Origin of the sequence: Faecalibacterium sp. Marseille-Q3530 (assembly GCF_017377625.1) — a bacterium.
GTDB classification, from domain to species: Bacteria; Bacillota; Clostridia; order Oscillospirales; family Ruminococcaceae; genus Faecalibacterium; species Faecalibacterium prausnitzii_E.
The window spans coordinates 1-19,377 of the sequence record NZ_JAFREH010000014.1 but is presented as its reverse complement, the minus strand read 5'-3'; the positions used below and the strand labels follow the sequence as shown (position 1 = coordinate 19,377).

22 protein-coding genes are annotated in these 19,377 nt (G+C 56.9%); 9 read left to right on the top strand and 13 right to left on the bottom strand.

The features are described from left to right. Position 1 precedes the first annotated feature (1 nt). From pstB to J3350_RS11135, 11 genes are all read right to left on the bottom strand, one after another. A complete protein-coding gene (gene pstB / locus J3350_RS11185) occupies positions 2–766 on the bottom strand; it encodes a phosphate ABC transporter ATP-binding protein PstB (protein WP_207686677.1) in 765 nt (254 codons plus the stop codon). A 167-nt stretch (positions 767–933) separates the two neighbouring features. Beyond that, entirely contained in the window at positions 934–1,791 is an 858-nt protein-coding gene (pstA, locus tag J3350_RS11180; RefSeq protein ID WP_207686676.1) for a phosphate ABC transporter permease PstA, read from the bottom strand. Continuing rightward, entirely contained in the window at positions 1,781–2,698 is a 918-nt protein-coding gene (pstC, locus tag J3350_RS11175) for a phosphate ABC transporter permease subunit PstC (RefSeq protein ID WP_207686675.1), read from the bottom strand. Before pstC ends, pstA begins: the two co-directional genes overlap by 11 nt. A 6-nt stretch (positions 2,699–2,704) precedes the next feature. After that, positions 2,705–3,595, bottom strand: a complete 891-nt coding sequence (locus J3350_RS11170) for a phosphate ABC transporter substrate-binding protein (RefSeq protein ID WP_207686674.1) — start codon at positions 3,593–3,595, stop codon at positions 2,705–2,707. 324 nt (positions 3,596–3,919) lie between these two features. Then, positions 3,920–4,456: a twin-arginine translocation signal domain-containing protein gene (locus J3350_RS11165; protein ID WP_207686673.1), complete on the bottom strand. Its 537-nt coding sequence runs from the start codon at positions 4,454–4,456 to the stop codon at positions 3,920–3,922. A gap of 13 nt (positions 4,457–4,469) precedes the next feature. Further along, positions 4,470–4,982 carry a twin-arginine translocation signal domain-containing protein gene (locus J3350_RS11160; RefSeq protein ID WP_207686672.1) on the bottom strand — a complete coding sequence of 171 codons (513 nt, stop codon included), beginning with the start codon at positions 4,980–4,982 and terminating at the stop codon, positions 4,470–4,472. Between the two features lie 169 nt (positions 4,983–5,151). Continuing rightward, the gene (locus tag J3350_RS11155) at positions 5,152–5,757 is read right to left on the bottom strand and encodes a twin-arginine translocation signal domain-containing protein (RefSeq protein WP_207686671.1); all 606 of its coding nucleotides are present in this window, start codon (positions 5,755–5,757) and stop codon (positions 5,152–5,154) included. A gap of 163 nt (positions 5,758–5,920) precedes the next feature. Beyond that, entirely contained in the window at positions 5,921–6,523 is a 603-nt protein-coding gene (locus tag J3350_RS11150; RefSeq protein ID WP_207686670.1) for a GNAT family N-acetyltransferase, read from the bottom strand. Beyond that, a complete protein-coding gene (gene nagA / locus J3350_RS11145; RefSeq protein WP_207686669.1) occupies positions 6,520–7,647 on the bottom strand; it encodes an N-acetylglucosamine-6-phosphate deacetylase in 1,128 nt (375 codons plus the stop codon). Before nagA ends, J3350_RS11150 begins: the two co-directional genes overlap by 4 nt. Before the next feature lie 122 nt (positions 7,648–7,769). Continuing rightward, complete coding sequence (gene nagB / locus J3350_RS11140; RefSeq protein ID WP_207686668.1) at positions 7,770–8,498, bottom strand: glucosamine-6-phosphate deaminase; 729 nt, start codon at positions 8,496–8,498, stop codon at positions 7,770–7,772. A 184-nt stretch (positions 8,499–8,682) separates the two neighbouring features. Further along, positions 8,683–10,155, bottom strand: a complete 1,473-nt coding sequence (locus J3350_RS11135; RefSeq protein WP_207686667.1) for a PTS transporter subunit EIIC — start codon at positions 10,153–10,155, stop codon at positions 8,683–8,685. A gap of 343 nt (positions 10,156–10,498) precedes the next feature. On the opposite strand from J3350_RS11135, the gene prmA reads away from it, so the two are divergent. From prmA to J3350_RS11090, 9 genes are all read left to right on the top strand, one after another. Continuing rightward, a complete protein-coding gene (prmA, locus tag J3350_RS11130; RefSeq protein WP_118553742.1) occupies positions 10,499–11,413 on the top strand; it encodes a 50S ribosomal protein L11 methyltransferase in 915 nt (304 codons plus the stop codon). Between the two features lie 96 nt (positions 11,414–11,509). After that, the gene (locus J3350_RS11125; RefSeq protein ID WP_097791732.1) at positions 11,510–12,253 is read left to right on the top strand and encodes a 16S rRNA (uracil(1498)-N(3))-methyltransferase; all 744 of its coding nucleotides are present in this window, start codon (positions 11,510–11,512) and stop codon (positions 12,251–12,253) included. A gap of 164 nt (positions 12,254–12,417) precedes the next feature. Continuing rightward, on the top strand, positions 12,418–13,086 hold the full coding sequence (locus J3350_RS11120; RefSeq protein WP_207686710.1) for an alpha/beta hydrolase: 669 nt from the start codon (positions 12,418–12,420) through the stop codon (positions 13,084–13,086). Further along, complete coding sequence (locus tag J3350_RS11115; RefSeq protein WP_207686666.1) at positions 13,083–13,520, top strand: DUF188 domain-containing protein; 438 nt, start codon at positions 13,083–13,085, stop codon at positions 13,518–13,520. Before J3350_RS11120 ends, J3350_RS11115 begins: the two co-directional genes overlap by 4 nt. A gap of 581 nt (positions 13,521–14,101) precedes the next feature. Beyond that, positions 14,102–14,983, top strand: coding sequence for a DUF6017 domain-containing protein (locus J3350_RS11110; protein WP_005939384.1), 882 nt, complete (start codon positions 14,102–14,104; stop codon positions 14,981–14,983). A gap of 55 nt (positions 14,984–15,038) precedes the next feature. Beyond that, entirely contained in the window at positions 15,039–15,413 is a 375-nt protein-coding gene (locus J3350_RS11105) for a TnpV protein (protein ID WP_044953384.1), read from the top strand. A 151-nt stretch (positions 15,414–15,564) separates the two neighbouring features. Beyond that, on the top strand, positions 15,565–16,731 hold the full coding sequence (locus J3350_RS11100) for an ATP/GTP-binding protein (RefSeq protein WP_207686665.1): 1,167 nt from the start codon (positions 15,565–15,567) through the stop codon (positions 16,729–16,731). Positions 16,732–16,989: 258 nt separating this feature from the next. Further along, positions 16,990–17,802 (top strand): hypothetical protein, encoded by an 813-nt coding sequence (locus tag J3350_RS11095; RefSeq protein WP_005939393.1) that lies wholly within the window; start codon positions 16,990–16,992, stop codon positions 17,800–17,802. A 4-nt stretch (positions 17,803–17,806) separates the two neighbouring features. Then, positions 17,807–18,187, top strand: coding sequence for a hypothetical protein (locus J3350_RS11090; protein WP_005939396.1), 381 nt, complete (start codon positions 17,807–17,809; stop codon positions 18,185–18,187). 98 nt (positions 18,188–18,285) lie between these two features. Here the strand turns inward: J3350_RS11090 and J3350_RS11085 are convergent, their stop codons facing one another. Beyond that, a complete protein-coding gene (locus J3350_RS11085; RefSeq protein WP_242700271.1) occupies positions 18,286–19,203 on the bottom strand; it encodes a site-specific integrase in 918 nt (305 codons plus the stop codon). Further along, the coding region (locus tag J3350_RS11080) for a restriction endonuclease subunit S (protein WP_207686663.1) at positions 19,196–19,377 on the bottom strand (182 nt) is incomplete at its 5' end. The genes J3350_RS11080 and J3350_RS11085, both read right to left, overlap by 8 nt.

Genomic DNA, 19,377 nt, shown 5'->3' with positions numbered 1-19,377 from the left:
ATCAGCCGAACCGGCCGGAAATGTAATCTTCGGTGCGCTTGTCCTGCGGGGTGCTGAAGATCTGCGCCGTGGGGCCGACCTCCACCAGTTCGCCCAGCAGGAAGAACGCGGTGCGGTCGCTGATGCGGGCCGCCTGCTGCATGTTGTGGGTGACGATGACCACGGTGTAGTCCTTTTTCAGCTCGCTCATCAGCTCCTCGACCTTCATCGTGGAGCCGGGGTCGAGGGCGCTGGTGGGCTCATCCATCAGCAGCACTTCGGGCTTGACGGCCAGAGCGCGTGCGATGCACAGGCGCTGCTGCTGGCCGCCGGAAAGGCCCAGAGCGCTCTTCTTCAGGCGGTCCTTGACCTCGTTCCAGAGGGCAGCGCCCTTCAGGGAGCTTTCCACCAGCTCATCAAGCTCGGCTTTGTTGTGCACCCCGTGGAGCTTGGGGCCGTAGGTGATGTTATCGTAGATACTCATGGGGAAGGGGTTGGCCTTCTGGAACACCATGCCCACCCGGCGGCGCAGTTCGGTGAGCTGCATCTCGCGGGCGAAGATATCCTGCCCCCGCAGCCGGACATCGCCCTCGATGCGGACGCCGGGGACCAGGTCGTTCATCCGGTTCAGTGTTTTCAGAAAGGTGGACTTGCCGCAGCCGGACGGGCCGATGAGCGCGGTGATCTCGCGCTCGCCCACATCCAGCGAAATATCCTTCAGTGCCTTGAAATCACCGTACCAGAGGTTGAGGTCCTTAGCGGTGATGATGGGAGCAGTCTCTGTCATAGACAAAATCCTCGTATTTGATCGGAAACGACCCTCTCAGTCTCGCTGCGCTCGCCAGCTCTCCCAAAGGGAGAGCTTTTGTGCTGCATTGACCGGCACTTCTGAACCTCGCCCTTCGGGAGAGGTGTCAGTGCGGAAGCACTGACGGAGAGGGTTCTTTTTCCCTTTTATTGTTTCTGTTTCAACTTGGTCTTGGCCAGACGGGCAGCCAGGTTGATGACCAGCACCAACACCAGCAGCACCGCGCCGATGGCCCAGGCGGAATCGAAGTCGCCGTCCTCAAAGGCCCGCAGATAGAGCAGGACCGAGAGGGTCGCACCGTTGGAGGTGTAGGCCTTTGCAACGCCCTTGGCGATGACCTCAGCAGCACCGGCGGTGAAGAGCAGTGCAGCGCTTTCGCCCACGATGCGGCCTACGGCCAGGATGCAGCCGGTCACGATGCCGTCGATGCTGCAGGGCAGCACGATGGTACGGATGATGTGCCACTTGCCCGCGCCCAGACCCATGGCACCCTCGCGGTAGCCCTGGGGCACCGTCTTCAGGGATTCCTGGGTGGTGCGGATGATGGTGGGCAGGTTCATGATGACCAGCGTCAGACAGCCGGAGAGCAGGCAGGTCTGGAAGCCCAGCGCCTGGGCGAAGACCAGCATACCCACCAGACCATAGATGATGCTGGGGATGCCCGCCAGCGTCTCGTTGGTGAACTCGATGACCTCGATGATGCGGCGGTTGGTGGCGTACTCGGTCAGGTAGACCGCAGCCCCCACGCCCAGCGGCAGCACGATGAGCAACGTCAGCACGATGACATACAGCGTGTTGAGGATGGCCGGCAGGATGCCGTCCGTCCCCTTGAGGACGCTGGCCGTGGTGGTCAGGAACTTCCAGCTGATGTGGGGCAGGCCCCGCACCAGCACCATCCCGATGATGCCCGCCACCAGCGCCATGACCAGAATGGCAGCGGCCCAGACAGCGGCGGTGAAGAAGCGGTTCCAGGCCCTGCGGGCCGGGGAGAACTCAGCGTTCATCGCGGTCTCCTCCCTTCAGCACAACATTCAGCACAACATTGATGAGCATGATGAAGACGAACAGCACCAGCGCGATGCTGAACAGTGCCTGCTTCTGCAGGCCGCTGGCGTAGCTCATCTCCTTGGCAATGGCGGTGGTCAGGAAGGTGACGCTCCGGAACAGGCTGTCCGGCATGTTGGGGCTGTTGCCCGCCACCATCATCACGGCCATGGCCTCGCCGATGGCGCGGCCGATGCCCAGCACGATGCCGGCGGCGATGCCGCTCTTCGCGGCGGGGACACTGATCTTGAACCAGGTCTCGGTGTCGGTGGCACCCAGCGCCAGACTGCCCTGCTCATATTCCGGCGGGACGGCGTTCAGCGCTGTGACCGACACGGACACGATGCTGGGCAGGATCATGATGGCCAGCACCACGATGGCGCTCAGCAGGCAGGCACCGGATGCCTTGCCAAAAGCCCTGGCCACTGCGGGGACGAGCACCTGCATCCCCAGCAGGCCGAACACGACGCTGGGGATGCCGCTCAGCAGCTCGATGGCCGTGACGACCACCGTGCGCACACGGGGCCCGGCGGCCTTCGAGAGGAACACCGCCGTCAGCAGGCCCACCGGCACACCGATGAGGGTCGCACCCAGTGTGCCGTACACGCTGGACAGGATGAAGGGCAGGATGCCGTACTTCGGGTCTGCGGCCGTGGAGGCCCACTCGGTGCCGAACAGGAAGCGGAACAGGCCGATCTTCCGGATGGCAGGCACGCCCGAAGCGATCATGTACACCGAGATGAGCACTACGCAGCCCACTGCCAGGATGCCGCAGAGAAAGAAGAGAAAGTTCATCACAGCTTCCAGCCACTCGGCGGGGGTGCGGGGCAGCTCGATCTTTTTCAGAAGCGAAGCGTTTTGTTTCATACTCGATTACTCATTCACAGGCACTGCACCAGCGGTACGGATGAGGTCCGCAGCATCGGCGCTGGTGGCGAAGTCGAAGAAGGCCTGCGCCTGCTCGGACAGGGTGACGGACTTGTTGGTGACGAAGACGAAGGGACGCTGGACCTCATAGCTGCCGTCCTTGACGGTCTCCTCGCTGCAGGCCACACCGCCGACCGTGACCATCTTCACAGTCTCGCCGACGGCAGACAGGGAAGCGTAGCCGATAGCCAGCGGGTTGGCCTCGACGGCGCTGATGACAGCGCCGGTCGCGGTCAGCTCCTGTGCATACTTGCAGGAGTCCTTGACATCCACGATGCTCTCGAAGCCGTCGCGGGTACCGGAGCCAGCCTCACGGCCGATCAGAACGATCTCGCCGTCGTCGCCGCCGACCTCAGACCAGTTGGTGATCTCGCCGGTGAACATCTGCTTGAGCTGATCGACGGTCAGATCCTCGACCTTGCTGTCTTTGTTCACGATGATGGCGATGCCGTCCAGTGCGATGACGGTGCCGTCCACATCGTTCTTCTCGTCGTCCTTCAGGGCGCGGGAGGACGGGCCGATGTCCAGGGTCTTATCGGTCGCCCCGGTGATGCCGGCCCCGGAACCGGTGGGGTCATAGCTGACGGTGCCGCCCGGCTCCCCCTCAGCGAAACCTTCGGTCAGGGCGGCGATGACGTTCTTCATGGAAGTGGAACCGCCGGTGGCCACATTGCCGGACAGGCTGCCGGAAGCAGTGGAAGCGGCCGAAGAGGCCGTGGATGCAGCGGCGGAAGAAGCCGCAGTGGAAGAAGCGGAACCGCCGCAGGCGGTCAGGGCAGCAGCGGCGGCTGCGGCACCACAAACAGCAAGGAACGAACGGCGCGTGATCTTTTTCATAATGTTTTCCTCCATAACCATATCCGGGTCGTATTTTCCCGGTTCTTTTTTCCTTTTTGTGTTTTTCCTTGGAACGCCTTTATTGTACCGCCGTCCTTCTGCTGCTGCGACCACGCGCGGGAAAAATCGAAGTAAATTGTTTGCACAGGCTTTTCCTGCTTTGTAAAATTCCGGCTCTTCCGGTGTGAAAATCGTTGCGCCGGATTTTACAGTTCCGCGCCAACTGCCGAAAATGCCCCGCTCTGCTTGTGCAGACTACACAATCAAAAAAGCCGGAGCTGTGCGGCTCGCACAGCTCCGGCTTGGAGGGTTTTGCTCTGGCGCTCAGATGCCCAGCATTAGGGAAGCTTCCTTGGCTGCGATCTTGCAGCACAGGTAGGTCTTGGCGTCCTGCGGGTTCGGGTAGAACAGCACCTGCACGTAATCGAATTTCGACACGCCGCTGCCCTTGCCGCACAGATGCCCCTTTGCGTACTGGCCGCGGTTCAGGGTGCGGGTATCCAGCGCGTTCAGCTTAGAGTTCTTGTCCAGAATGGCCATGGTGTCGGAGTTGATGTCCAGCTCCTCCGAGCCGTTCACCCGCAGCTTGAAGCTGCCGCCGGTGGGGTTCAGCGGGATCCCGGCCGCGCTGCCGTTGTTGATGAGCACTTCCGGCACCAGATAGAAGGTGCCGTCCGAATAGCTTGCGTAAGCCAGAGACCGCACGGTCATCTTGATGCCCTTCAGCTCAGCGGTATCGTTCAGGCCGTTGGCGTTGCCCACCATCTCGCCGCCTTCGCAGCCGCCCAGCAGGCCCACAGCGGCCACAGCCAGCGTTGCTGCGCCCACACTCTTCAAAAATCCACGACGGGTCAGTTCCATCTTCCGTTCCTCCTCATCCAATCTTTTCGACCGTTTTGGTCAGCGTACCAAAATTCAGGGTATACACAGCCGTCTGCCCCGAAAGCTTGACGGTCAGTTTCAGGTCTACCGCGCCGCTGTTGACCTGCTGGTACAGGTCGGCGTCTTCGATGATGAAGCTGGGGGTGCACTCGGTCGGCACCCGCATCGGCAGAGTGGCGAACTCCGTCTTGGAGTTGCCCGCTTTCAGCTCCGTCTCCCCGGCATACAGCGAGGGGAACATGCTTCGGATGAAAGGCATCGCGGCAGCACCGGCGTCGTTGTTGGTCACAAAGACCGACAGCTTGACGGTCGCGCTGCCATCCCCGTTTTTGCCCAGTACGGAGCGCTTCAGGTCCAGGTCCACCTTATAGTCGCCCAGGGTCACCGCCGTGGACGGCTCTGCTCCGGCATCTGTGCTGCATCCGGTCAGACCCATGGCCGAGACGGCCAGCGCCGCAGCGGCGGCACCCTTCAAAAATCCGCGGCGGGAAAATGTTTGTTCCATGTCTTGTTTCCTCCTTGCCCGGTCTTATCCATTTTCAGTCGTTTGTCAAGTTAAGCATACCATATTGTTCCAGCCTGTCAAGCGTCTTTTTTTCAGTAAAAAGCCGCCCACCCCCGCAAGGTGCAGGAGTGGACGGCAAAAACTGTGCCTGTCGTTCTTTGTGCAGATCTTACTTACGGGAAGAGGTCACTTTTCCGCCCGCGTCCCTGTTCATAACAAAGGTCGTTTCCTTTCCGGCAAGCGTGAACTTCATCTCAAAGTTGCTCCAGTCACCGGTAATGCCCGCATCACCCTCCGGATAGATCGGCTCAAAATAAATGCTGGCGCCTACTGCGACCTCGCTCATGTTATTGCTGGGACGATAGGTCCGGCTTCCGGTCGTCTTATCAAACAGCAGTTCGCCTGCTCCCTTGACACTGATCTTTGCATCGTGCTCCGGGTCCAGGACGATCCTGGTCGGATAGCCGTTCAGTGTTGCGCTCTTGATATCCGAAGCATTGAAGACGACCTCGTGGTCGGTCATGTTCTTGACCAGGAAGGTCAAACGGAACAGAGCCAGCTTGCCATCAACCGCCCACCATTGGCAGTCATTGTTCAGTGTATACACTACACCATTGGCATTTTCTGCCGCACAGCCGAGTTTGTCACCCAAAGTCGGGATGCTTCCCGCCACAAAGTCACCCAGTCCGCATCCGCTCAGCATTCCTACAGCACCCACAGCAAGAGCTGCTGCACCTGCGGTCTTCAAAAAGGCACGTCTCGTTACGTTTTTCATTGATTTTTCCTCCTGTCAAAGCCCCAGAATAGGGCGTCCAAACCTCATGACCCAATCCAAGCTTACCATACTTTACCACATTGTCAAGCCATTTTTTCAGTAAAAAGCCGCCCACCCCTGCAAGGTGCAGAGGTGGGCGGCACAGTTTGAATGCAAACTTTGGTCAGAACCGGGCTTCGGCCCCATCCGGGCGGTAGAATGTGACGTGTTTTTTCCACTGCGGATCGCCCATCGTGCGGCGGTAGCAGTCAGCCAGCCCCTGCACGGTGGTCTCCGCATCCGGGGTGGTCCGGCCGCAGGGCAGCACCAGCACCCGGAACCAGGCGTCGAAGAGATGCTCCGTCCAGCCCACATCCACAGCCCCGCACCGGGCGTAGAAGCCCAGACGGCGGACGGCCATGGCCTCGTCCTCGGCCTTTTCGGGGCACTCGGCCTCAATGAGGATGGCCTGACAGCCGTTTTCGTGGCCGGGCAGCTCTGCCAGCAATGCCGCGCCCAGACCGGAGGCCCGGTACCGGGGCAGGACTGCAAAGTAGTCCAGCTGGCTCATGGCACAGCCCACGGGGCGCACCATCAGCAGATAGGCGGCCAGTGCATCGCCGTCGTAGATGCCCCAGGTGTGGGCGGTTCCGGCAGCTTCGCTGTTCAGGATCATGCTCAGGGGCTTGAGCTCGCTCTGGGGGAAATCGCGGCGCATCTCGTCGAGGTACACCTTCGTCAGCTCTTCGGCGGTCAGCAGCCGCCAGGTCAGGGGCACGGGATTCATACGATGCGGGTTCCTTTCTGGACGACAGCCTGAATGTTGAGCGCTTCGTCGGCCAGAATGACGTTGCCGTACCGTCCGGCGCTCAGACTGCCGTAGTCGTTGTCGATGCCGATGCTCCGGGCGGGGTTTTCGCTGGCGGCGCGGACGGCGCTCTCCAGCGGGACGCCCATCTCCAGCACAGCCCGCTTCATGCAGTCGTACAGGCAGGTCGCGCTTCCGGCGATGGTGCCGGGCTGTTCGGTCAGCGTGGCGCGCGGGCCCTTGACCGTGACCGCCTGTCCGCCCAGGCTGTACTGCCCATCGGGCAGGCCGCAGGCCATCATGCTGTCGGCGATGAGGATGACATGGTCGTCGCCGAAGGTGCGGAAGGTGAAGCGGACCATGGCCGGGTGGATGTGGACATTGTCGGTGATGAGCTCGACTTCTGCGCCGCGCTCCAGCGCCGCAATGATGGGGCCGGGCTCGCGGTGGGTGATGCCGGGCATGGCATTGTAGAGGTGGGTCATGTGGGTGGCACCGGCGTCAAAAGCCGCGCAGGCGGTATCGTAGCTGGTGCAGGTGTGGGCGATGGAGATGCGGACCTCCCCGCGGCACTCCCGGATGAACTCCAGCGCACCCGGCTCTTCGGGGGCCACATCCACCAGCTTGATGAGGCCGTTCGCGCGCTTCTGCAAACGGCGGAACATTCCCACATCGGCAGGATGGAGGTATTCCGGGTTCTGTGCGCCGACCTTTTTCGGGCTGATGAAGGGGCCTTCCATGTTGATGCCGACAAGGTCTGCGCCCTTGCCGTTCCGGTGGGCCGCAGCCGCATCCATGACGCCGTTCAGGATCTCTTCCGAGAAGGTCATGGTCGCGGGGCAGATGGCCAGCACACCCTTGCTGGCCTCAAAGTCGGCCAGCGTCTGGATGGCCTCTTCCGTTCCATCGCAGAAGTCCTTGCCCATGGCACCGTGGAAATGGATGTCCACAAGGCCGGGCAGAGCATAAGCACCCTTGGCATCCAGAACTTCTTCGCCCGCTTCCGGCTGTGCAAAGGGCACGATGCGCCCCTCCCGGATGAACAGGTCCCCCTCCTCGAACGTGTGGCGGGGGGTATAGATCTTTGCATGTTTGATGATCATAATTGAAGCCTCTATAATCGAGCTATTTGCTGCTGTTTTTCTTTACGCTCCCGCAATGCCTTGCTGCCAATGGCTCCCCCTTTGGGGGAGCTGGCAAAGCCGCAAGGCTTTGCCTGAGAGGGTCACAGCAGGCTCAGTGCCTCTTCGTCAGCCACCAGGATGCAGTCGGGGTGCATCTGCAGGATGGAACCCGGACACTCCGGGGTGACGGGGCCGGACACGACGGCCTTGACGGCCTTGGCCTTGGCCAGACCGTTGGCCACCACCAGCACCTTGCGGGCCTGCATGATGGTCTTGATGCCCATGGTGTAGGCCTGCTTGGGCACGAGGTCTTCGTTGCCGTCAAAGAAGCGCTTGTTGGCCTCGATGGTGGCAGGGGTCAGGTCCACGCAGTGGGTCTCCAGCTCAAAGGCTTCGCCCGGCTCGTTGAAGCCGATGTGGCCGTTGGGGCCAAGGCCCAGCAGCTGCAGGTCGATGCCGCCAACGCTGTGGATGATCTCGTTGTACTTTGCACAGGCGTCTGCTGCATCGGGGTTGGTGCCATCGGGCAGGTGGATGGCCTCCGGGCGGATATTCACATGGTCAAACAGGTTCTTGTGCATGAAGCTCCAGTAGCTCTCCGGATGCTCCTTGGGCAGGCCGCGGTACTCGTCCAGGTTGACGGTGGTGACCTCCGAGAAGTCCACATCGCCCTTGTTGTACCACTCCACCAGCTGGGCATACGCGCCCACAGGGGTGCCGCCGGTGGCCAGGCCCAGCACACAGTTCGGCTTCATGATGACCTGCGCGGAGATGATGTTTGCCGCCTTGCGGGACATATCCTTGTAATCCTTTGCACGAATGATCTTCATAGTGGAAACCTCCTGATTTTTCTCGTTGTCTTCAGTATAGCACAGTCGCAGTGCTCAAAAAACGGTTTTGTGTGAACAAAAAAGGGCCGCCGAAGATGGGCGTGAACGCCCGCCCTCAGCGGCCCTTCGGGAACGGATGCAGGATCAACCAGTCTCCTGCATAAAATTACGGTTCAGGATGCGATCACAGCATCTTCTTCAGCTCGTCGTACACGAACTGGACCTTGGTGCCAATGATGACCTGGCAAGTAGTCTTGTCAGGACGGATGACACCGGCTGCGCCTGCTGCCTTGACAGCCTTTTCATCGACCTGCGTGTAGTCCTTGATGGTGAAACGCAGGCGGGTAGCGCAGTAGTCCACGCTGGAGACGTTTGCCTTGCCGCCGATGGCCTTCAGCACACCAGAAGCAACTTCGGTGTAGTTGTTGTTGGCCAGGGTGATCTTCTTTTCGGCCTCTTCAGCGTCCTCGTCCTCACGGCCGGGGGTCTTCAGGTCGAACTTGGTGATGGCAAAGTAGAACACCAGATAGAACACGATGAAAGCAGCGATGCCCAGAGGAATGATCATCCAAGTCTTAGCAGCTGCAGGCAGGGATGCGGAGAAGACCAGGTCGGTCGCACCGGCAGAGAAGCAGAAGCCAGCACGGAAGCCGGAGTAGTAGGTGATGACAGTGAAGATGCCGTACAGAGCAGAGTACACAATGTACAGCGGGAAGCACAGGAACATGAAGCCGAACTCGAACGGCTCGGTGACGCCGCAGACGAAAGCGCAGATCGCAGCGGACAGAACCAGACCGATGGCAGCCTTCTTGTTCTTCGCGGTCTTGACCATTGCCAGAGCAGCACCGGCGATACCGAACATCATGCAGGGGAAGAAGCCGGACATGTACATGCCGAGGCTCCAGTCCACATCTGCAGAGGTCTCACCAGCCCAGAAGTGGGACAGGTCGCCCAGGCCGATGGTATCGAACCAGAACACGTTGTTCAGAGCGTGGTGCAGGCCGGTGGGGATCAGCAGACGGTTCAGGAAGGCGTAGATGCCAGCGCCGATGCCGTTCATGCCTGCGATGCCCTTGCCCAGAGCGACCAGCGCGTCGAAGATGACGGGCCAGACGAACAGCAGAACAACAGAGACCACAATGGAGATCAGGCCGGTGGCAATTGCAACGAAGCGCTTGCCGGAGAAGAAAGCCAGCCAGTCAGGCATCTGGGTGTTCTTGAACTTGTTGTAGCAGGTCGCGCCCACCACAGCGGCCAGAATGCCGATGAACGAGTTGCCAGCGACCTTCTGGAAAGCGATGTAGGTAGCGGTGCCCTCTTCGAGGGTGCGGACTGCACCGACGACGGCGGGGTTCAGCAGCTGCTGCATCATCAGGAAGCTGACGAGGCCAGCCAGACCAGCGGTACCATCGTGGTCATCTGCCAGACCGACTGCTGCACCGATTGCGAACAGCCAGGCCATGTTGTCGATCAGAGCGCCGCCTGCCTTGACCAGCAGGAAGCCAACGGTGTAAGCTGCACCGGAAGTTGCTGCACCGGGCACACCCATAACGCCCGGAGCAAAGGCATAGCCAAGACCCATCAGGATGCCGCAGATCGGCAGGACCGCGACGGGAAGCATCAGTGCCTTGCCCAGTTTCTGGAGATACTTCATCATAAGACACATTCCTCCTTAAAGAATGTTGTTGTTATGGAGGCCCCTGGTTGCAGGCTGTCCATAATTGCGTAACAATATCTTAACACATGTTAAGAAAAAAAGAAAGGGGGTTTTCGCCATTTTCTTTGCGAATGATACAAAAATCCTTGATTTTGCATTTTTCAGTCAAAAGTTTTTGGAGTTTTTGATGGGATGCAAGCTTCCTCTTTGAAAATAATTTTCTTGTTTGTGAATTTTCTATATTCTGCTGCCTCTGCCGCGCACTTCTTGCACCGGGGCGGCGTCTATGTTACTATATAGGTATTCCCGAACCGTGCACAACATCCCGAAGGAGGTTTTATCAATGGAATGGACCGACATCCGCCTGACCGTGGCCAAAGCCGACGCTGACAACGCCGAGGCCGTCGCCACGATGATCGCCGAAGGCGGCATCTATATCGAAGACTACAGCGACATCGAACAGCAGGTGGCCGAGATCGCACACGTAGACCTCATCGAGCAGGAGCTGCTGGACAAGCCCCGCGACCAGGTCATCATCCACCTGTATCTGGAGCCGGGCGCTTCGCCGGTGGAGACGCTGGCCCTCATCGCCGCCCGGATGGAGGCGGCAGGCATCGCCTACACCGTCGAGACCGAGGGTGTGGAGCAGGAGGACTGGCAGAACGGCTGGCGCAAATACTATCACCCCATGGAGATCGGCCAGCGGCTCGCCGTCGTGCCCTCCTGGCAGGAATATGACACCGACCGCGTCAAGCTCATCCTCGACCCCGGTCTGGCCTTCGGCACCGGCGGCCACGAGACCACCAGCCTCTGCCTGGAAGCGCTGGACGAGCGGGTGAAGGGCGGCGAGCGGGTGCTGGATATCGGCACCGGCTCCGGCATCCTCGCCATCGCTGCCCTCAAGCTGGGCGCGGCCTCTGCCGAAGGCGTGGACATCGACCCCGTGGCCGTCCGCACCGCCGGGGAAAACGCCGCACTGAACGGCGTGGCCGACCAGCTCACCGTTCTGGTGGGCGACCTGTCCGACAAGGCCAGCGGCACGTATGACATCATCACCGCCAACATCGTCGCCAACGCCATCCTGTCTCTGGCCCCCGCCGTCCCCGGCCTGATGGCCGAGGATGCCGTTTTCATCGCCAGCGGCATCATCGACAGCCGGAAGGATGAGGTCATCGCCGGGCTGGAAGCCGCCGGTCTCGCCGTGCAGGAAGTCAAGGAAAAGCGCGGCTGGGAGTGCATCGTCTGCCGCAAAAAATAACTGCTCAGGCGCTTTGCACCAGCTCCCCTGTTCGGGGAGCTCTTGGCAGTCGGATACAGTTTGTATAAGCTGAGCAAGTTCAGGATAGGAGCCACTATGCCGCACCGCTATTTTACCACTGAGATCGCCGACGGCACCGCCACCCTGCGGGGTGCGGACGCCCACCACCTCGCCCGCGTGATGCGGGGCAAGCTGGGCGACACCGTCATCCTCTGCGACGGCAACGCCGTCGAATACACCGCCGTCATCACCGGCTTCGGCCCGGAGACCGTAGAGTTCTCGGTGGAACCGGGCTACCCCAGCGCCGCCGAACCCAGCGTGGAGGTGACCCTCTTCGCGGGCTATCCCAAGCAGGACAAGCTGGAACAGGTCATCCGCCACGGCGTCGAGCTGGGCTGCGCTCATTTCGTTCCCTTCTTCAGCCGCTACTGCGTGGCCGCCCCCAAGAAAGAGGAGCAGAAGAACGAGCGCTACAACCGCATCGCCTTCGAGGCCGCCAAGCAGTGCGGCCGGGGCATCCTGCCGGACGTTGCCCTGCCGCTGCCCAACTTCGGCGCGGTCTGCCGCAGTCTGGAAGGGTACGACCTCGTGCTCTTCTGCTACGAGTGCGGCGGTGCCCCGCTGCGGGAGCTGCTGGCCGATGTCCGCCCCGCCGACGGCAAAAAGCCGAAGATCGCCGTCATCACCGGTGCCGAGGGCGGCTTTGCCGCCGAGGAAGCCGAGATGGCCGCCCAGGCCGGTGCCAAAACAGTCGGCCTCGGCCCCCGCATCCTCCGCTGCGAGACGGCCCCTTTGGCCGTTCTCTCCGCCGTCATGACCCTTACGGGGAATCTGGAATAAGCGCTTTACAAACCAGGAGGGACAGCCCGCAAGCTGTCCCTCCTGTTTTGTTTATCATTGGTCTGCGAATGCGAACGCCTTTTGAATTGCAAAATGATTTTTCAGTTGCTATACTGGGCTTATCAAATTTTTTTCGGGAGGATGCCGCAGTGACTGCACAGACAATGCTAATCGGGAACAGACCTTGCCGTATTTACGGTGAAGCCCATGCAGAATACCTACTGCTCCAAATGACCGGCGAACACGAGCTGCAAAGCATGGAAAGTGAGGTTACCGCTATTGCGCAGAGTGTGCCCCACTTTCTGTTTGCGGCCATCCCGGTGGAAAGCTGGAACGATGCACTTTCTCCGTGGAAGTCTCCTGCCGTGTGGGGGAAGCAAGGTTTCGGCGGTAAGGCTGCGGACACCCTGCGCTTTCTGACGGCACAGGTCATTCCCACGCTGAAGCAGCAGTTTCGTCTCCCGGAAAACGTCAAAATCATTCTGGGCGGCTATTCGCTGGCGGGATTGTTTGCTCTGTGGGCCTCCACCCAGACTGATCTGTTCTACGGTATCGCCGCCGCATCTCCCTCGGTGTGGTTTCCGGGCTGGATGGAGTATGAACAGCAGCACCCGATACAGGCACAGCACATTTATCTGAGCCTTGGCGACAAGGAAGAGCATACGAAAAACGCCGTCATGGCTGTGGTGGGCGATAACATCCGTGCCCTGCACAGCCGACTTGCAGAGCGTGGCACAGACTGCACCCTTGAATGGAACAGCGGCGGGCACTTTAAGGACGCTGATTTTCGTACCGCGAAAGCCTTTCGGTGGACGATGGAGGAACACACATGACCATTTTGATTGATGCAGACGGTTGTCCGGTCGTCGATCTGACGTTGCAGATTGCAAAGCGGTTTGACGTTCCGGTCATCATCCTGTGCGACACAGCTCACCAGATCGAGCGAGAAGGTGCGCAGACGCTGGTGTTCGACAAAGGAGCGGACAGCGTGGATTTTGCTCTCGTCAACCGGGTAAAACCGGGGGATGTGGTCGTGACGCAGGACTACGGGTTGGCGAGTATGTGCCTTGCCAAGTGCGCACAAGTGCTGAACCAGAATGGTCTGGAATACACCGCCGACAACATAGACGCTCTCATGCTGCGGCGGTATGAAAACAAAAAGCTCCTCCGTGCCGGAAAGCACCCAAAGGGGAGCCCAAAGCGGACGAAGGAGCAGGATGTCAGGTTTGCGGACACGCTTGAGAAGATTCTGAGCAAAAATTATTGATACATACTTTCTAGCCGCAAAAAAGGCACCAGCCTGAGCTGATGCCTTTTGTTGGCGGAGATGGTGGGCATTCTCCCGCGGGCTAAGCAACAGCCCGCAGGGCTGATTGCTTGCGGCCTGTGGGCCGCCGCCCTGTTCTCATCCGCACCATCTAGCCGCAAAAAAGGCACCAGCCTGAGCTGATGCCTTTTGTTGGCGGAGATGGTGGGATTCGAACCCACGTGCCCGGTTAAGGACAAAACGATTTCGAGTCTTTGAAATTGTTGGATGAAGCTGGTTCCTCGCGGCTGTCATTGGCAGCTGAGGGCATTCTTGTAACCTCCAAAAAGTCACGTCACACCGCAATTTGCAGGCAAAAATCAGCCGCTTTTTGCGAAATGACGTTAGAAAAAGCCTTTTTCACACAGGCCGTCAGCGGCTGCATTTCAGGTGTAGTTGTGTTAGATGTCCGTTAGAAATATGCAGTGCTGCCGTTGCTGTGCCAGCTCACAGCAGGCTTCCCTGTCTGAACGCAGCGTTTCCCGAAAGCCGGGAAATGCTGCGTTTTCTCTTGCCCGCATTGGGCTGAAAGGGAAGCCGCCATGTCAACATTCCGCGTCAATAAAAATGTCAACTACACCGTCATGAGCAACCACCACCTGCAGGATAAGAGGCTGTCCCTGAAAGCCAAGGGACTGCTGTCCTATATGCTCTCCCTGCCGGACGATTGGGATTACAGCCTGAAAGGGCTAACCGTTGGTTGTAAGGATGGTCTGGACAGTGTACGCACCGCTGTTCTGGAACTGGAAGAACACGGCTACGTCCGCCGTCAGAAAGTCCGCAATGCCAAAGGGCAGATCATCGACTACGATTATCAGGTTTATGAATCGCCTGTTGAGGACGATCCTGCCGTTCCCGGCAAGGAAGGCGGGCCATCGAACCCGTCCGCAACCAAAAGCCCGAAAAGCCGCATGAAACCTTGTTCTTCACCATTTTTGGATTTTCCAAATTTGGCTGAGCCCAATTTGGAAAAGGCAACGCAACAAAATACTAATAAACAAAATACTAAAAGACAAAGTACTAATCTATCAGGGCAGGCAGGCGAATCCGCAGATTTTGACCAGATGGAAGCACAGGTACGGGAGGAGTTTCGGGAACGTTTGGAGATCGACACCCTTGCCCAGCGGTACGACCCCGACAAGCTGGAGGAACTGCTGGACAACATTGTGGAGATGTACTGCTGTCCTCGGCAGACCCAGTACGTCGGCAAGCAGCCGCAGACCACCAAAGCCATCCGGCTGCGGCTGGACAAGCTGACCAGCCAGCACGTTGAGTACATCTTCGATGTGATGTCCAACACCACCCAGCCCATCAAGAACATCATGGCCTATCTGCGCACCACCATCCTGAACGCACCCACCACGATGGAGCACTACTATCAGGCGCAGGGCAACTGGCTGACCGCACAGAATCGGAAGAAGTAAGCGCTGTTTTCCACAAAGAACGCAACACCTGTTGAAAATGCAAAGGAGAATTTCCATGAAGAACACGAACGCCGTCCGCACCGAGATCCATTACGCACAGGTTGGGGAGTATCAGCTGCCCCTGCTCACCCTGCCGCAGACCGATGATACCGAACCGCTGGGCAAGTATGGCCGGATGCGGCTGGCCTATCTCAAGAATCAGCGTCCTGTGCTGTACAACCGGATGTTGCTGAACGGTACGCTCTGGCCGCATTTGCAGGATGTCCAGAAAACGGCCTACGCGTGGCTGGAACGCACGATGACCACTCTGTTAGACAAGTACCCCGCGCCGGACAAAGAGCGCGCACAGCTTCTCTGGGTGGCGCACATGAACGGGCTGAAAGCGCAGGCTGAAGAGGTAGTGGTGAGGGAAGTCGTGTATGCAGAATGATCCCTGATAGCATCCGAATGGTATCAAAAGCCGATATTTTAGATTTTATTCTTGATTTTTGCGAAATATTTGCAAATTTCAAAATCAAAATTTGACTTTTCGCCCAGAATAGAGTACACTGGATTCAGAAAATCATCTGGGAGGAATCGCGATGCTGCTTCAATTTTCAGTCACCAACCACCGCTCCATCAAGGACACGGCTATTATCAGCTTGAAAGCATCTACGGATAAAAGTCTGTCTGATTGCCTGATTTCGCCGGACGAGAAGAAACAGCTTGTGCCTGTGCTGGCACTGTACGGCGCAAATGCAGCCGGGAAGAGCAATGTTCTCCATGCTCTCCTGCTCATGCGGGAAATGGTCTGTGGCCGATATGCCAAGCTGCTGAAAGGTGAGTCCCTTCCGCAAGAGCCGTTTGCTTTCACCGACCAGCCTACACAGCCGACCAGCTTTGAAACCATCTATTTTTATGGCGGCATCAAGTATGCCTATGGGTTCTCGTTTGACAAGTCCAAAGTCCTGACCGAATATCTCTATCACTGGCCCAACGGCCGGGAGGCTCTGGTTTTTTCCAGAGAGGGAAATAGCTACCAATTTCGTGAAAACATCCAAGAACAGCTTACGCTTTCTGGACGAACTGCCGAAAATCGCCTGTACCTGTCCAGTTCTAACGAGTGGAATTGTCCGCAGACCGAAAAAGCGTATCTGTGGTTCTTTGAAAAGCTGACAGGCTTTATGGGAACCGAAATGCGGCTGGATGCTACATTGTCTGCCATCCGGCAGGGCGGCTCTGAAAAGAGCTGTATCCTGCATGAAATGCTGTATGCAGACCTCGGTATCAAGGACATCCGCATTACAGGCTCCAAGGAAGAGCCTATCATTTCCGCACTGCACACCCTCGATGCCGAAGATGGCACTTCTAAGGGTTTCTGGCTCCCGTTGGGGCAGGAATCCGTTGGGACACAGCGTTTCTTCTCTCGCATCGGTATGTGGCTTGCCGCTTTGGAATCCGGGTCTGTTTTGGTAGTAGACGAGATCGAATCCAGTATGCACCCGCTGCTGACAAGGCATCTGATCGAGATGGTGCAGGATGCCGCTATCAATACAAACCATGCACAACTCATCTTCACCACGCACGATACCGGACTTCTCGACCTGACGTTGCTGCGGCGCGATCAGATCTGGTTTGCCGAAAAGGACGAAAAGACCATGCAGACCGATATTTACGCTCTGACCGAGTTTTCTCCACGGAAAGGTGAGAACATCTCCAAGGGCTATCTGCAAGGACGATATGCAAAAAACAGTTCAAGTCGAATTTAGAATATCAAAATCTTTTTAACACTTTTTCAGTATTCAACCATCAAATTTCACTTTTGGGGTTTGGATTTCATTTTTTTGAGCGTTCATTTCACTTATTGAGCAAAAAATTTAATGTTTCTATCGAAATTTCATATTTGATTTGACTTTTCTACTTCAAATTTCAAAAAACAATTTGATTTTTTGATTTTTGCTATTGACCATAGTTTACCTTGTCTATCCATCCAAACATGGTATAATGGGGCAAAGGAGCGTGATACCATGAGCCCAATTGAAGTCCCTGCAAAAATCCAGTTGGTTGAAAAGCGTGAAACACGGACGAGCCGTGGAATGCTCTCAAAGGGCTGGTATCATGTAGATGATCAGCTTGTTATGGTCAAGGGCAACTCCATCACAGAGGCCGGAACCGCTGGGTATGAGCCGTATTCTGAGGTGATGGCATCGCTGATTGCACAGGTGCTGAATTTGCCCCATGTAGAATATACGTTGATGCCTGCCAAACTCTTTCCCGACATTCAGACCTATTCCTGCGATGTGGTCAGCGTCTGCCCCAAGTTCACAACGGACGATGAACAGCTGTATCATTTTGCAGACTTGGCTGATGCTCATTTCCTTGCCAGCGGTCGAGCCGCTTCACCGGAAGCATTGTTCCAGTATGCGATAGAACTATATGGTAAGAAGTGGCTTTATCAAATGCTGGCATTTGACGCCTTTATCGGCAACGAAGACCGCCACGAAAACAATTTTGATGTGATCGTCCGGGATGGAAAAAATTATGCACCGCCTATTTACGACAATGGCGGTAGTCTGCTTGCGTGGGCAACGGATGAAGAATTGACTGACACGAAGCTCCGTTATCAGTTCGACAAAGCCAAACCGTTCCGCAGTCACCATGCCCAGCAAATCAAGATGATCGATGAGCCTGTGCTGCCAACGCGTGACTTGGACGAGTTGTATAGTGAAATCATTCAGTCCATCTCGCCTATTCTTGCATTGTTGAGCGAGAAAAGAGCATCTGCGATCCGTCAATACCTGAAATACCGTCTGCACTACCTGAAAGCCGCCATGGGGTGATAAAATGGCCTATCTGAAATTGATGATGGATGAAAAAGAAATTGCACACCTAAGCGAAGATGGGCAGTCTCTTTGCGCAAATGAGGGCGTGCCGCAGTACAGCCTCCCACTGAACCTTTTCATCGGTGACAAACGTGAAGTTCCATTGGTTGATGTGGTGGTTTGGGCAAAGAAACGAATCTTTCCGAAAAATCGGATGGACTGCAAGGAAATTCTGAAAATGATGGGTCTGCCGAACTACAATGCATGGGAAATCGTCAAACGCACCAACGCCTGCCTGATGGAAGACCCCTATTGGCTACGATTCAGCGAGGATGAAACCTTTGAGGACACCACGCGCGGACGAGCCAGAAGAATTATGAACGAAAATCAAAAGAGCAGCTGATACCAAAAAGCCAAACCTCACCGTACATCCTGTACAGCTTGAGGTTTGGCTTTTCTCTTATCATCCTTCACCAGCGCGAGCGATGGTTGATTATTTTATCAGCTTAATCCAGAGAGTGACCGCATTACAAGGTCGATGTCCTGATTTTCCAGTTCCTGAATGATGTGCAGGTAGGTTTTCTGCGTGGTTGTCATGCTGGAATGCCCCAGCCTCCTTGCTACGCTTGCAATGGATACCCCTGCAAACAAAAGCACCGAAGCGTGGGTATGCCGCAGACCATGTACCGAGATGACCGGGATCTTGGCCCGGTCGCAGTGCCGTTCCAGAACATCGTTAACAGTGGAATTGTAGGCGTGTTCCTTGAACACAAAAATCGGCTTATCTTCAGGAACGTCTTTTACCAGTGCTGCGAACTGAATCACCGTCTGCCAGTCAATTTGAATTTTACGGACAGACGATTTATTTTTTGTCGGCAGAAATCCGCCGTTCCCCTTATAATCCCATGTTTTATTGATGGAAAGCATCTGGTGCGAAAAGTCAAAATCCGCAGGAGTGATCGCCAAAGCTTCGGAAAAGCGGATGCCGGTTTTGGCAATCAGCAAAATCATCCAGTCCCAGTTGAGTTTTCCCTGTAGATCCAAGTCGCTCAACAAAAGATGCAGTTCAAACTGGTTCAGGTATTTCACCTTTTTAGGCACCGGGGGCTTGCCTTTGATGATCGCTTTTCGGGTTGGGTCTTTCACGATCAGTCCATCATCCACAGCATCCATGATGGCGCCTTTCAGTTGATGGTGGAAGTCCATCGTGGTCTGACGCTCGTGGCCTACGGCATAATCGTTCAAAAGCTGCTGATAGGTCACTCTGGAAACCTCACAGAGTTTCAAAGTAGGAGCAAGTTTTTTTACCCAAGAAAGGGTCATTTTGTACTTATCCAATGTAACCGGGCGAACTGCACCCTCTTTGTATACAGCAACCCACTGCTCATAATAATCGCAGAACAGGTTGTTTTCATTCATTTCGTTTAACACGTTTTACCTCCAAAATCGGTTTTATATGCTCACGCTGATGAAGGGTGATAAGGGTGTCGAGGCTATCAAAGAACTGTCCTATCTTGCGTTGCTCTTCAAGCGATGGAAGGGAAACCGTTCCCATGCAAAGTTTGTCATAATAGAAATAAAGGCGAACGCCAC

Coding starts and splice junctions, on each gene's coding strand:
- pstB (WP_207686677.1), bottom strand. CDS start 766: ATGACAGAGACTGCTCCCATCATCACCGCTAAGGACCTCAACCTCTGG.
- pstA (WP_207686676.1), bottom strand. CDS start 1,791: ATGAACGCTGAGTTCTCCCCGGCCCGCAGGGCCTGGAACCGCTTCTTC.
- pstC (WP_207686675.1), bottom strand. CDS start 2,698: ATGAAACAAAACGCTTCGCTTCTGAAAAAGATCGAGCTGCCCCGCACC.
- J3350_RS11170 (WP_207686674.1), bottom strand. CDS start 3,595: ATGAAAAAGATCACGCGCCGTTCGTTCCTTGCTGTTTGTGGTGCCGCA.
- J3350_RS11165 (WP_207686673.1), bottom strand. CDS start 4,456: ATGGAACTGACCCGTCGTGGATTTTTGAAGAGTGTGGGCGCAGCAACG.
- J3350_RS11160 (WP_207686672.1), bottom strand. CDS start 4,982: ATGGAACAAACATTTTCCCGCCGCGGATTTTTGAAGGGTGCCGCCGCT.
- J3350_RS11155 (WP_207686671.1), bottom strand. CDS start 5,757: ATGAAAAACGTAACGAGACGTGCCTTTTTGAAGACCGCAGGTGCAGCA.
- J3350_RS11150 (WP_207686670.1), bottom strand. CDS start 6,523: ATGAATCCCGTGCCCCTGACCTGGCGGCTGCTGACCGCCGAAGAGCTG.
- nagA (WP_207686669.1), bottom strand. CDS start 7,647: ATGATCATCAAACATGCAAAGATCTATACCCCCCGCCACACGTTCGAG.
- nagB (WP_207686668.1), bottom strand. CDS start 8,498: ATGAAGATCATTCGTGCAAAGGATTACAAGGATATGTCCCGCAAGGCG.
- J3350_RS11135 (WP_207686667.1), bottom strand. CDS start 10,155: ATGATGAAGTATCTCCAGAAACTGGGCAAGGCACTGATGCTTCCCGTC.
- prmA (WP_118553742.1), top strand. CDS start 10,499: ATGGAATGGACCGACATCCGCCTGACCGTGGCCAAAGCCGACGCTGAC.
- J3350_RS11125 (WP_097791732.1), top strand. CDS start 11,510: ATGCCGCACCGCTATTTTACCACTGAGATCGCCGACGGCACCGCCACC.
- J3350_RS11120 (WP_207686710.1), top strand. CDS start 12,418: ATGCTAATCGGGAACAGACCTTGCCGTATTTACGGTGAAGCCCATGCA.
- J3350_RS11115 (WP_207686666.1), top strand. CDS start 13,083: ATGACCATTTTGATTGATGCAGACGGTTGTCCGGTCGTCGATCTGACG.
- J3350_RS11110 (WP_005939384.1), top strand. CDS start 14,102: ATGTCAACATTCCGCGTCAATAAAAATGTCAACTACACCGTCATGAGC.
- J3350_RS11105 (WP_044953384.1), top strand. CDS start 15,039: ATGAAGAACACGAACGCCGTCCGCACCGAGATCCATTACGCACAGGTT.
- J3350_RS11100 (WP_207686665.1), top strand. CDS start 15,565: ATGCTGCTTCAATTTTCAGTCACCAACCACCGCTCCATCAAGGACACG.
- J3350_RS11095 (WP_005939393.1), top strand. CDS start 16,990: ATGAGCCCAATTGAAGTCCCTGCAAAAATCCAGTTGGTTGAAAAGCGT.
- J3350_RS11090 (WP_005939396.1), top strand. CDS start 17,807: ATGGCCTATCTGAAATTGATGATGGATGAAAAAGAAATTGCACACCTA.
- J3350_RS11085 (WP_242700271.1), bottom strand. CDS start 19,203: ATGAATGAAAACAACCTGTTCTGCGATTATTATGAGCAGTGGGTTGCT.